Source organism: Chthoniobacter flavus Ellin428 (genome assembly GCF_000173075.1).
In the GTDB taxonomy this organism is placed as follows: Bacteria; Verrucomicrobiota; Verrucomicrobiia; order Chthoniobacterales; family Chthoniobacteraceae; genus Chthoniobacter; species Chthoniobacter flavus.
In genome coordinates, this window is the sequence record NZ_ABVL01000019.1 from 126,727 (window position 1) to 139,199 (window position 12,473).

The following is a 12,473-nucleotide window of genomic DNA, read 5'->3' on the forward strand; positions in this document are numbered from 1 at the left end:
TGCTTCCGCGACGGCCGGTTTTTCGTATCGGGCAATCCTCTTATGAAACGACTGCTGTTCCCCCTCCTCGTGCCCGCGGCGCTTTATGCGCAACAACCGTCGGCGTTCCAGACGCCGCTCGATGCTTCGCAACTGGATGCGGCGGCGTTCACCGAATGGGTGGATGGCGCGGCGCGTCCGGTCGAGCAGAAAGAAGGGCCGCGTTGGGTCATTGGCTTACCGAAAGAGCACGTGGGTCATGCGGGGACGAAGTATGGCGTGTCGACGAATCCGGGGGCGCGCTATCTGCGGATTGGTTGGAAAGCGCCGGTGCCGTGTGGCGCAGTGATCGTGCGCGGTGGCGGTTTGCTCAGCGTTTTGCGCGAAGGCGCGGAGTATCCCGGAAGGCTGGATGACGAATCGCAATGGCTGCCCGCGACGCGCGTCATTAAAGGGGCGGTGGGCAGTGGGGAAGTCGGGCCCGATGAATTTGCGGTCTGGGTATTGCCACCGGGGACGAAGACGCGCGCGTTACGCTTCAGCCACACGCCGAAGACGACGGATAAGGAATTTGCCGGCTGGCTCGGTGGCGCCTGGGTGCTGCCCGAACGTGTGGCCAATATCGCCCCGCAAGCCGTGGCCGCAGCGAGCGCCAACCCCAAGGCGGCCGATCGCCTGAACGACGAATCGAACAACAACACCTGGCAGGCTTGGAGCAACCTGCCCGCGCGCGGACAGGATGAAGCGGTGCGAACCGCGCCGACGGTTAGCACCGAGCATCCTCAATGGGTGACGCTGACGTGGTCCAAGCCGGTGACCTTGCGTGGACTCGCGTGTCTCGGCGTGGGCGTGGCGGATGTCGATGCCGAGATTTTCACCGGCCCGGCGGACCTGCATCCGCAGGAGGCGACGGAGAAGGACTGGAAACAGGTCGCCTCGGCCAAGGGCTGGCAGGCCGGTTATCCGCAAACGCTCGCGCCCAATTTTCTCGATTTCGGTTCCACGGTGACCACGCGGGCGGTGCGCTTGCGCATGACGCGGTCGGCGGTGGAAGGGCATCCGCACTTGAAAGGCAACACGCGCGAGGGCCGCGCAGTGTGGCTCACGGAAATCATGGCGCTGATGCCGCTCGGCCAGGACGACGCGAAGATCGCGTTACTGCCGGTCGAAAAGCGAGACGAGCATCCGCCCATTCCGGTGCATTTCAAATTGCGCGAGCCCGGCTATGTCACGCTGGTCATCGACGATGCCAGCGGCAAGCGGGTGCGCAATCTCATTAGCGAAGATCCCTTCCCGGCCGGCGACAACGTCGCGTGGTGGGATGGCTCGGATGATCTCGGTCGCGACCGGGACGCTGCGCGCCACGGTCTCTATCACATTCCCATGCAGTTCGTGGCGCCCGGCCACTACACCGTGCGCGGGTTGGTGCATCCGGAGATCAAGCTGCGCTACGAGATGAGTGTCTACAGCGCAGGCAAACCGGCGTGGGAGACTGCTGACAAGACTGGTTGCTGGATGACCAATCACACCCCGCCGACGGCGGCATTGTTTGTCCCCGGCGACCGCACGCCCGAGGGGCAGCCGCGTATTTATCTTGGCGCGGTTGTGTCCGAGGGCGGGCATGGCCTGCAATGGCTGACGACCGATGGCAAAAAGATCGGTGGTCAGGGCTGGGTCGGCAACGGCATCTGGACGAGCGCCGCGACGCTGGCCTGCGACGCAGGTGCGGATGCGGACAAGAATGTCCTCTGCTACGTCGGTGCGATTCGCGATGGCGAGCTGCGCATTACGGCGAAGACGATCAAGGACGAGGACAAACCGGTGCTCAAGGTGCAGCTCGGCGAAGATTGGCGCCGCGACAAGGGGAAGGTGATCGGCATCAAACCGGAGCCGCTCGTGGGGTTCGATGGTGGCGACAAGACCTATGTGCTCGCCGGTGTCGCGGCGCACAATGGGCTGCTCGTTGTTTCCCTGCCGCGCCAGAATGAATTGCTCTTCGTCGACGCGCATACCGGCAAGACCTTGGGCCAGGCGAAAGTGGCGGACCCACGCGGAATGGCTTTCGACAAGGAGGGCCATCTGTTCGTATTGAGCGGCACGAGGCTGATGCGCCACACCATTCACGGCCTGCCGAATGTGCCGAATCTCGATGATGGCCAACCGGTTATTGCGAAGGGCCTCCAAGACCCGCGGCACATCGCGCTCGATGCGCGTGGCAATTTCTACATCAGCGATCGCGGCACGTCGCAGCAGGTGAAAATGTTCGGCCCGAGTGGAAAGCTGCTCGGAACGTTGGGCAAGCCCGGCGCACCGCGCGCGGGCGCCTACGATGAACTGCACATCAACAACCCGAACGGCCTGTGCGTGGATGAGCGTGGCCGCGTCTGGGTGGCCGAGGCGGATTACCAGCCGAAGCGGGTCAGCGTGTGGAGCACGGACGGAAAGCTGGTGCACGCCTACTACGGACCGAGCGAATATGGCGGTGGCGGCCAGCTCGATTCGCAGGACGCCAATCGCTTTTTCTATCGTGGGATGGAGTTCACGCTGGATCGTGAGCATGGCACCGATCGGCTCACCACGGTTTTCTGGCGTCCCACGGGTGATGGCGCGGATGGCTCCTCGGAATCGCACACCGACGGCCTGCCCGAATATCCGCTCTACTTCCAAGGGCGGCGCTATTTCTCGAACAGCTTCAATTCCAACCCGACGACCGGTTCGCCTTTCGTCACACTCTGGCTGGAAGACAAGGATGTCGCGCGTCGCGTCGCGGCCTTTGGCCGGGCCGACGATTGGCCGATCCTGCGCCAACCGGAATTCAAGTCGCGCTGGCCGGCTGGGGTCGATCTCGGGGGCGATCCGTCGAAGAACGCGACTTTCTGTGCGTGGAGCGATCTCAATGGCGACGGCCTCCCGCAGCCGGACGAAGTGCAGATGATCAAGGCTACGAGCGGCGGCATCGTCGTCCAGCCGGGACTGGCCTTCGCGGCCTCGCGAGTCGATAACGCGGCCATGCGTTACGCGCCCGTGCGCTTCACGGACAGGGGCGTGCCGGTCTATGATCTCGCCAAGGGCGAGACGCTCTTCCCAGGCGCGCAGAAGCCGATGTCCAGCGGCGGCGATCAAGTGCTCGCCGATCCGAGTGGCTGGACGATCTCCACTGTCGCGCCCGCGCCTTATCCGGCCGACAGCCTGGCCGGCGTCTTCAAGGGCCAGCCACGCTGGAGTTACCCTAGCTTGTGGCCGGGACTGCACGCCTCACACGAAGCCGCCATCCCCGATCGCCGCGGCATGCTCATCGGCACGACGCGCCTGCTCGGTGGTTTCATCAATCCCGCGGGCAGCGACACCGGCCCGCTCTGGTGTGTGAATGGCAACATGGGCGACATGTATCTTTTCACCGCCGACGGCCTCTTCGTCGCTCAGCTTTTCCAGGATGTGCGGCTCGGCATTCTGTGGCAGATGCCGCATGCGGAGCCCAACATGGACGTGACCGATCTCACGCTGCACGACGAGAATTTCTGGCCGAGCATCACGCAAACGCCGGATGGGAAAGTGCATCTGGTCGACGGTGGGCGGAGCTCGCTGGTGCGCGTGGACGGTTTGGAAAAGCTGCATCGCCTGTCCGATGCGGCTCTCGATCTCAGCGCCGCCGACCTCACCAAGGCTGCCGCTTGGGGCGCGGAGCGCGAAGCTGCCCGGCAGCGGGAACGCGGCACGGAAGTCTTGCGCGTCGCGGTTTCGAGCAAGCCTCTCACCGTGGACGGCAAACTGGACGACTGGTCCGGTGCGCAATGGGCGGTCATCGATCAGCGCGGGACCAAGGCCAATTTCAACAGCAACAGTTTGCCTTATGATGTGAGCGGCGCGCTGGCGATCAGCGGCGACCGCCTCTACGCCGCTTTCCGCAGCAATGAGAAAGACCTTCTGCAAAACGCCGGCGACGCGGGGAATGGGCTCTTCAAGACCGGTGGCGCGCTGGATCTGATGCTCGGTCCCGGCGGCGAGCGCAAAGGGGACGCCCCGGTGGAAGGCGATATCCGCCTGCTGGTCACGCGCGTGGCCGGGAAAACCCGTGCGCTGCTGTATCGAGCGGTGGTCGCCGGCACCAAAGAACTGGCCAAATTCAGCAGCCCGTGGCGGACGATCACTCTGGATCGCGTGGACGACGTCTCCTCTGAAGTGCAACTCGCCGACGATGGCACCGGCCACTTCGAGTTCAGCATTCCGCTCAAAACCCTGGGCACGGCCTTCCAGAACCTCCACTCCGGGGTGCGGTTGCGCGGCGATCTCGGGGTGCTGCGCGGCAACGGCACTCAAACCCTGCAGCGAGTCTACTGGACGAACAAGGCCACCGCGATCGTGGCCGACGTGCCCAGTGAAGCCCAATTAACGCCGAAATTGTGGGGAACGCTGGAACTGACGACTCCTTAACGAACCCTCTGCCACACCGAAAACACTCTGTTGAAAATACCTCTGTAGGCAACTTTTCACCAAGGAAAAACCCGTTGCAGGATTTAATACGCAGACGTATAAACAACGCTTCCCTGCTCCTCGCCACCCCTCACGACCATGCAAGTCCCGCACCTCCCCGTTTTACGTCTCGGTCGCAACTACGAAAGCCTCGATAAACTCGAGATCAAAGATCATCGCACCGGCGAGGTGAAGGCGGTCGTCTCGACGATCAATGCCGGAATCCTGCGCAAGGACTTCCGCAAGCTGGGCGAAGCCCGCGCCGCCCTGAAGAAATTCACCGTTTCGCAGCTCATCGAGATGTCCGCCAAGGCGGGAGAGCTTTTCCTTAACGGCACGCTGCCGCTTGGCGACAAGGGTCATACGCAATCGGCAGAGGAATACATCGCCACGCTGAGCGCCACCAGTGGTCTCCCGCACGTCATGGTGCGCCGTAACATGGCGAAGATCCATTACGCGCTGACCCATCTCGGCGAAATCCTCAATGGCCTTTCGCGCGGGCTCGACATGTCGATCCTCGATGCCGGTTTCGGCGAGCAGTTTGGCACCAAGCTTTCCTTCTTCCCCACCTGCCAGGCGCTGGGCCTCGTCATGCCGAGCAATTCGCCGGCGGTGAATTCCCTCTGGCTGCCGGCCATCGCGCTGAAGACGCCGGTCGTCATCAAACCCGGCCGCGACGAGCCGTGGACGCCGTTCCGTCTCATCCAGGCCTTCATCGCCGCGGGTGTCCCGGCGGAAGCGTTTGGCTTTTATCCGACCGACCACGAGGGCGCGGCCGAGATTCTCAAGACGTGCGGCCGTTCGCTCATCTTCGGCGACAAGGCGACCATGGCGCAGTACGCGGACAACCCCGCCATTCAGTTGCACGGTCCGGGCTGGAGCAAGATTCTCATCGGCGAAGACCAAATCGAAAACTGGCGCGACTACATCGACGTGATGGTCGCCAGCATTTCCGACAACGGCGGCCGCTCGTGCATCAATGCCAGCGCGATCGTTGTGCCGAAATACGCCGCGGAAATCGCCGACGCCCTCGCGCAGAAACTCGGTCCGATCGTGCCGAAGAAAAACGACGATCCCGAGGCGAAGCTCAGCGGTTTCGCCAATGTGAAGATGGCCGACTTTATCGACGCCCAGATCGAAGATGGCCTGAAGACGCCGGGCGCGGTCGAAGCTACGGCAAAGTATCGCAACGGTCCGCGCAAGGTGGAGTTTGAAGGGGGTGTGTATCTGCGCCCGACCATTGTGCAGTGCGACAGCTTCGCGCATCCGCTGGCGAACAAGGAATATCTCTGCCCCTACGCCAGCGTGGTGCAGTGCCCGCAATCTGAGATGCTGAGCCAGATCGGCTATTCGCTCTCCGTCTCGGCGATTACGAAGGACGAAAAATTCATCGAGCAAATCCAGGCTTTCCCCGAAATCGAGCGCCTGAATATCGGTCCCGTCTCGACGATGGCGATTTCCTGGGACCAGCCGCACGAAGGCAACATGTTCGAATTCCTCTACCGCCGGCGCTCGATTGAGCGCGGCTGGTAACCCCCGCCTTCTCATGCCTTCGCTCGCCCGTCCGGTTGCTTCCCTCGCGATTCGCTCCGCGAGTGAGGCGGAAATTCCGGCGTTGCGGGCGCTGGCGGAAAAGATCTGGCGCGAATCCTACGTCGAGCTGCTCACGCCCGGGCAGATCGATTACATGCTCGCCTGGATGTATGCGCCGGAGACGATTGCGCGCGAATTGCGCGAAGGCGTCATCTGGGAAATCGCGTGGCTCGACAGCGAGATGATCGGGTTCCACTCCTGCACTTTCGAACCGGAGCCGCGACGTCTGAAGCTCAACAAACTTTACCTCTTGCCGGAACAGCAAGGCCTCGGCTTCGGTCAACAGTTGCTCGAACGCGTCCATGCCCTCGCTGCAGAACGCGGCGCCGGCGCCGTCTGGCTCCAGGTGAACAAGCAAAACGCCCGCGCCCTCCGCGCCTACGAGCGCGCCGGCTACGCCGTCGAACGCTCCACGGTGTTCGACATCGGAGGCGGCTACGTGATGGACGACTTCATCCTGACGCGCGCGATTTCCCTTCCCTGACCATGCACGCCACCACTCGCCATTCCCCCACGACACCCGGCCTGAAAGGCTTCGACTTCAGTCCGCGCACGCGCGTGATTTTCGGCGAGGACAGCATCGAGCGGGTGGGGGAACTGGCGCGGGAATTGGGCGCGAAGCACGTCCTGCTCGTCACCGATAAAGGCATTGTCGCGGCCGGCCATCCGGCGCGCGCCGTGGGCTTCATCGAAGGCGCCGGTTTGTACGTCACCATTTTCGATGAAGTGCGCGAAAACCCCACGACGGTCGATGTCGATCGCTGCGTGGAAGTGGCACGCCAGGCGGGCATCGATCTCATCGTTGGCCTCGGCGGCGGCAGCAGCATGGACACCGCGAAGGGCACGAATTTCATCCTCACCAATGGTGGCCAGATGAAGGACTACTGGGGCGTCGGCAAGGCCACGAAGCCGATGCTGCCGATGATCGCCATTCCGACGACCGCGGGCACCGGCAGCGAATGCCAATCCTTCGCCCTGATTTCCGATGACCAGACGCACCTGAAGATGGCCTGCGGCGATCCCAAGGCCGCGGCGAAAGTAGCGATCCTCGATCCGCTGCTCACCATTTCCCAGCCCCCGCGCGTCACCGCCTGTACCGGCATCGATACGCTGGTGCACGCCGTGGAAACCGCGGTGACGAAAAAGCGCACCTCGGTCTCGGCGATCTATTCCCGTGAAGCGTTCCGCCTTTGCCTCGGCGGACTCGAGCGCGTGTTGCGCGATCCGCAGGATCTCGAAGCCCGTGGCATGATGCAACTGAGCGCCGCGTTCGCCGGTACCGCGATTGAGAACAGCATGCTCGGCGCGGCGCATTCCGCGGCCAATCCCCTGACCGCGCGCTTCGGCGTCGTGCACGGTCAGGCCGTGGGCCTCATGCTTCCGGCAGTGATCGGCTTCAACGCGCGCGATCCCCTCGCGCATGAGCGTTACATGGAATTGAGCGATGCCGCGGACCTCGGCCCGATCGAGGAATTCGTCGCTGAACTGGAAGTGCTGCTCGACGTCGCCAAGATGCGCGAAGGCCTCTCGCAGTACAAAATCGACCACAAACAGTTCCCCTCGCTGGCCAGGGAAGCGGCGCAGCAGTGGACCGCCAATTTCAACCCGCGCACCATCGCCGCGGAAGATTTCGAACGCCTTTATGAGGAGGTCTTCGGATGAAAGCGCTGGGTCGTGTTTGCGAATTACATTTGGACGGGACCGACGTGCTGACGTTTCGGGGGCCGCGGCTTTCTCCTCGGCGTCATCCTGAGCGAAGTGCCCCGGCGGCAAGGGGGCGGGGCACGCAGTCGAAGGATCCGGCCGAACAACCAGCGAGAATCTCTACTAAAGCGGCCGGGTCCTTCGACTGCGCTTCGGTCGTTAAAACTCCCTCCGCTCCGCTCAGGATGACACCGAGGAGAGAATCGGTATTCTGGAAATGCGGCCTGCTTGCGCTCTTCTCGCTCACGATCACCGCTCATGCATCCGACTGGCCGATGCACCGCGGCGGCCCGCAATTGCAGGGTCGCACCGATATGCCTGCGCCGGCGAAGCCGGATCTAGCGTGGACGTTTTCCGCGGGCAAACCAATCAAGGCCGGCGCGGCCGTGGTCGGCGGACGCGTCTTCGTTGGCGACGACGATGGCATCATCCACGCGGTCGACTTTTACACCGGCAAGGAACTGTGGACGTTCAAGACCGAGGCGAGCATCGAGGCCACGCCGTTGGTCTTGCACGACGTCGTCTACCAGGGCTCCGGCGACGGCAATGTTTACGCGCTCGACGCGGCTACCGGAAAGCTGAAGTGGAAGTACGAGACCGGCGACAAAGTGATGGGTGGCGCAAACTACGCGAAGAACCCGAACGGCGTCGGCGAATGGCTGCTCATCGGCAGCTACGACACGAACCTGCACTGCGTCGACGCCGCCACCGGCAAGGTCGTCTGGACGCACGGGACGGACAATTACATCAACGGCTCGCCCGCCATTTTCTCCAGCGGCGAAATCGTCTTCGGCGGCTGCGACAGCTATATCCACGTGCTGCAACTCAGCGACGGCAAGGAACTGCGGCAGATCGAATCCGAGGCCTACATCGCTTCTTCCGTCGCCATCATGGGCAGCACCGGCTATGTCGGCAATTACGGCAACCTCGTCATCGCCTTCGATCCCAACGGGCCGAAGGGCAACGAGATCCAATGGAAGTATCGTGACCGGAACTTCCCTTATTTTTCCTCCGCGGCTTTGACCGACGACAAAGTAGTCATCGGCGGCCGTGACAAACGCTTGCATTGCATCGATCGCGCCACCGGCAAGGGCGTGTGGAATTTCGATGCCCGCGGCCAGGTCGACAGCTCGCCGGTCATTTGCGGCGACGGCATTGTGGTCGGCTGCGAAGATGGCCGCCTTTATTGTGTGAATCTCGCCGATGGCAAGGAGCGCTGGGAATACGAAATCGGCGCCCCGGTCACAGCCTCACCCGCGGCCTCCAATGGCCTGATCATCGTCGGCGCAGAAGATGGAAACCTCTACGCCTTTGGCAAACCTTCAACACCCGCAAAACCATGAGTCACGACGTTCTCGAAATTCTCGCAGAAGAAAAGAAACACGACGAAACAGAGGTCGGTAATTACTTCGTTTCGAACTACCCGCCATTCGCTTATTGGGATGCCGAGACCGCAAAGACGGTGCGCGGCCTGCTCGACCAAACACAGAAACCCGGCGTGCCGCTCGGCGTGTATTTCACGTGCCGTTTGCCGGAAGCGCTGCCACTTCTGCTACTTCCGCGTCTACACCGACAAGAATGCCGACGAAATCAAGCGCTACCTCGACGCGGGCATCGCCGAACTGGAGATCTACGCGAAGTCGCCGCTCATTCGCGGACGCAAGCCGCGCTTCATCTATTTCGGCGGCGGCACCCCGAGCTATCTTTCCGTGGCGCAGCTCAAATCGCTGACCGACCGCATGAAAGAATTGCTGCCGTGGGACGAAGCGGAGGAGGTCGCCTTCGAGGCCGAACCCGGGACGCTCAACGAAGCGAAGCTCAGCGCCATCCGCGAGATCGGCGTCACGCGTCTCTCCCTCGGCGTGGAAAATTTCGACAGCCACATTTTGGAGATCAACGGCCGCGCGCATCGGACCGATGAAATCTATCGCGCCTACAACTTCGCGCGCTCCATCGGCTTCCCACAGATCAATATCGACCTCATCTCCGGCATGGTCGAGGAGACCGACGAAAACTGGCGCGAGAACGTGCGCAAAACGGTGGAACTGCTCCCCGACAGCGTGACGATTTACCAGATGGAAGTGCCTTACAACACCGGCATCTACAAAGAGATGAAAGCCGAGGGCAAACTCACCGCACCCGTGGCCAACTGGCACACCAAGCGCGGCTGGGTGGACTACGCTTTCAGCGAACTCGAAAAGGTCGGCTACACCGTGACCAGCGGTTACACCGCGGTGCGCGATCCGCAGAAGACGAAGTTCGTCTATCGCGATGCCCTCTGGAGCGGCGCGGATCTCGTCGGGCTCGGCGTGGCTTCGTTCTCCCACATCGCCGGCACACACTTCCAAAACATCACCGAATTCTCGCAATACCTCGAAGCGATTCAGCGTGGCGATCTGCCGATCTCCCGCGCGATGACGACGACGGAGGAAGAGCGGATGATCCGCGAGTTCATCCTGCAGATGAAGCTCGGCCGGGTGAACCAGCAATACTTCCAGGAAAAATTCGGCGTGAACGTCGGCGAACGTTTCCGAGAACAGTTCGATGATCTGCGCACGCGCAAATTGATCAGCGACGAGGGCGGCTGGATCGTTCTGACCCGTGAGGCCCTGCTCAAGGTCGACACCCTGCTCCACGCCTTCTTCCTCCCCCAACATCGCGGCCCCCGCTACGTATGATCGCCGCCAACGAAACCGAACTGCTCTACCCGCTCACGCTGTTCTGGCAGGCGGGCGGCCACGCCCTGCCGGAATACGAGATGGTCGATGGCCCGGCCGTGCCCGAGCCCTACCGGCGCTTGCTGGTCCATCATGGAGACATGACCTCACGCCTCGAAACTTTCTGGGAAGGCAAGATCGTGCTCGAGGTGTTGCACCGCGAGCACACGCCCGAGGCGTATCGTCGCGAAGTGGTGTTGCACATCGAGTCGACCGATCTGCCCGTGGAATATGGCGCGATCGAGATCGACCTCACGGCGTTCGACGGCGAATTGCGCCGGCTCATTCTCGAGCAACATCTGCCGCTCGGTGGATTGCTCAACCGCTTCGGCGTTCGCTATCGCAGCGAGCCACGCGGTTTCATCAAGCTCGGCGCGGACGCGATGATGCAGCGTCTTTTCCGTCTGCCCGAGGCCCGGGAATTTTATGGACGCAGCAACGTCCTGCTTGGCGAAAACGACCGCGTCCTGGCGCGGATCGTGGAGGTCTTGCGTCCCGCGGATGCCGTCCGAATTTAGTTTAGCGATGAATATGTCCAATCAATACGAAGTGATCATCATCGGCGCCGGCCCGGCGGGCACGACGACCGCCGCGCTGCTGGCGGAGAAGGGCCGGCGGGTGCTGGTGCTCGAGAAGGAAAAATTTCCCCGCTATCATGTCGGCGAATCGCTCATGCCGTACTGCTGGTTCACGCTGAACCGTCTCGGTCTGGTCGAGGAAATGAACCACATCGCTTACACGAAAAAATACAGCGTGCAGTTCGTCACGCAGGATGGCCGGCAATCCGCGCCCTTCTATTTCTTCCAGCACTACGATCACCCAAGCTCCACGACCTGGCAGGTCGAGCGCGCGGACTTCGACCTGATGCTGCTGAAAAATGCGCGGGCCAAAGGCGCCGAGGTGCGCGAGCTCACCCCGGTGACGCGATTGCTGAAGGACGAGAGCGGAAAAGTGATCGGTGTGGAAGCGCGCGATGAAAACGGCGCGACGCATGAATTCTACGCACCGATGACCGTCGATTGCTCCGGCCGCGAGCAGATCTCTATCGCGCGCGATGGCTGGCGCGTGAAGGACGCGAAGCTGAACAAGATCGCCATCTGGACTTACTTCCGCGGCGCCAAGCGCGACCCGGGCATTGATGAAGGCAATACGACCGTCGCCTATGTCGAAGGACGCGGCTGGTTCTGGTACATCCCGCTGAAGAACGACACCGTCAGCGTCGGCATCGTGGCGGAAAAGGATTACCTGTTTTCCGAGTCCAAGGACCCGGCGAAAATCATGCAGCGCGAGATCGAGCGCAACGCCTGGATCAAGGAACACCTCAGCATGGGCGAGCAGTTCGGCGAATACTTCGTGACCAGCGAATTCTCCTATCGCTCGAAATACTGCGCGGCGGACGGCCTGCTGCTCGCGGGCGACGCCTTCGCGTTTCTCGATCCGGTTTTCTCCAGCGGTGTCTTCCTCGCGCTGAAGAGCGGCGAGATGGCCGCGGATGCGGTGGACGCCGCCCTCACGACGGGGGATTTCAGCGGTTCGCAATTCGTCGAGTACGGCGAGACGCTCTGCCGCGGCATGGAAAACATGCGCAAGCTGGTCTACGCGTTCTACGATCCGAATTTCTCTTTCGGTCGGATGCTGAAGGCTTACCCCGAGCATCGCGGACTCCTGACCGATTCGCTCATCGGCCATCTTTTCGATCCGGACTTTTCCCAGCTTTACGCGTCGATGCAGGAATTCGTCACCCTGCCGGAGCCATTGTCCCACGGGCGTGCGCCCGAGAACGCCGCCGCGTAATGAACATTCAACCGCCAGGTGGGGATTACGAGTTGAACCGCGTGGAATCGCTCCGGGCAGAGCGTATCCCGGAGGGATACCGGACTTAGCCGGGGGTAAGCGAGCTTGCGAGCGCCACCCCCGGATAACGTTCCCTAACGGGCCCACCCCGGTAGGGGTGGAGGAAAATTCCACGAGCGAGAAATTCCGGCACCGCCTCCGGGGTGCATCCGTGTT

8 protein-coding genes are annotated in these 12,473 nt (G+C 62.2%); all 8 read left to right on the forward strand.

Annotated elements, in window-relative coordinates:
- Window positions 1-42 precede the first annotated feature (42 nt).
- The 8 genes from CFE428DRAFT_RS24440 (at window position 43) to CFE428DRAFT_RS24475 (ending at window position 12,257) form a co-directional block, all read left to right on the forward strand.
- On the forward strand, window positions 43-4,410 hold the full coding sequence (locus CFE428DRAFT_RS24440) for an NHL repeat-containing protein (RefSeq protein ID WP_006982355.1): 4,368 nt from the start codon (window positions 43-45) through the stop codon (window positions 4,408-4,410).
- A 138-nt stretch (window positions 4,411-4,548) separates the two neighbouring features.
- Window positions 4,549-5,982, forward strand: a complete 1,434-nt coding sequence (locus tag CFE428DRAFT_RS24445; RefSeq protein WP_006982356.1) for an aldehyde dehydrogenase family protein — start codon at window positions 4,549-4,551, stop codon at window positions 5,980-5,982.
- Between the two features lie 13 nt (window positions 5,983-5,995).
- A complete protein-coding gene (locus CFE428DRAFT_RS24450; RefSeq protein ID WP_006982357.1) occupies window positions 5,996-6,526 on the forward strand; it encodes a GNAT family N-acetyltransferase in 531 nt (176 codons plus the stop codon).
- A 2-nt stretch (window positions 6,527-6,528) separates the two neighbouring features.
- Window positions 6,529-7,704, forward strand: a complete 1,176-nt coding sequence (locus CFE428DRAFT_RS24455) for an iron-containing alcohol dehydrogenase (protein ID WP_006982358.1) — start codon at window positions 6,529-6,531, stop codon at window positions 7,702-7,704.
- A 227-nt stretch (window positions 7,705-7,931) separates the two neighbouring features.
- Entirely contained in the window at window positions 7,932-9,089 is a 1,158-nt protein-coding gene (locus CFE428DRAFT_RS24460) for an outer membrane protein assembly factor BamB family protein (RefSeq protein ID WP_162145308.1), read from the forward strand.
- A gap of 99 nt (window positions 9,090-9,188) precedes the next feature.
- Window positions 9,189-10,424, forward strand: coding sequence for a coproporphyrinogen-III oxidase family protein (locus tag CFE428DRAFT_RS24465; RefSeq protein WP_006982360.1), 1,236 nt, complete (start codon window positions 9,189-9,191; stop codon window positions 10,422-10,424).
- On the forward strand, window positions 10,421-10,981 hold the full coding sequence (locus tag CFE428DRAFT_RS24470; RefSeq protein ID WP_006982361.1) for a hypothetical protein: 561 nt from the start codon (window positions 10,421-10,423) through the stop codon (window positions 10,979-10,981). Before CFE428DRAFT_RS24465 ends, CFE428DRAFT_RS24470 begins: the two co-directional genes overlap by 4 nt.
- 7 nt (window positions 10,982-10,988) lie before the next feature.
- Entirely contained in the window at window positions 10,989-12,257 is a 1,269-nt protein-coding gene (locus CFE428DRAFT_RS24475) for an NAD(P)/FAD-dependent oxidoreductase (protein ID WP_202797492.1), read from the forward strand.
- Window positions 12,258-12,473: the final 216 nt, after the last annotated feature.

Bases quoted from the DNA above. Each gene is read 5' to 3' on its own strand.
- CFE428DRAFT_RS24440 (WP_006982355.1), top strand. From the start codon at position 43: ATGAAACGACTGCTGTTCCCCCTCCTCGTGCCCGCGGCGCTTTATGCG.
- CFE428DRAFT_RS24445 (WP_006982356.1), top strand. From the start codon at position 4,549: ATGCAAGTCCCGCACCTCCCCGTTTTACGTCTCGGTCGCAACTACGAA.
- CFE428DRAFT_RS24450 (WP_006982357.1), top strand. From the start codon at position 5,996: ATGCCTTCGCTCGCCCGTCCGGTTGCTTCCCTCGCGATTCGCTCCGCG.
- CFE428DRAFT_RS24455 (WP_006982358.1), top strand. From the start codon at position 6,529: ATGCACGCCACCACTCGCCATTCCCCCACGACACCCGGCCTGAAAGGC.
- CFE428DRAFT_RS24460 (WP_162145308.1), top strand. From the start codon at position 7,932: ATGACACCGAGGAGAGAATCGGTATTCTGGAAATGCGGCCTGCTTGCG.
- CFE428DRAFT_RS24465 (WP_006982360.1), top strand. From the start codon at position 9,189: ATGCCGAGACCGCAAAGACGGTGCGCGGCCTGCTCGACCAAACACAGA.
- CFE428DRAFT_RS24470 (WP_006982361.1), top strand. From the start codon at position 10,421: ATGATCGCCGCCAACGAAACCGAACTGCTCTACCCGCTCACGCTGTTC.
- CFE428DRAFT_RS24475 (WP_202797492.1), top strand. From the start codon at position 10,989: ATGAATATGTCCAATCAATACGAAGTGATCATCATCGGCGCCGGCCCG.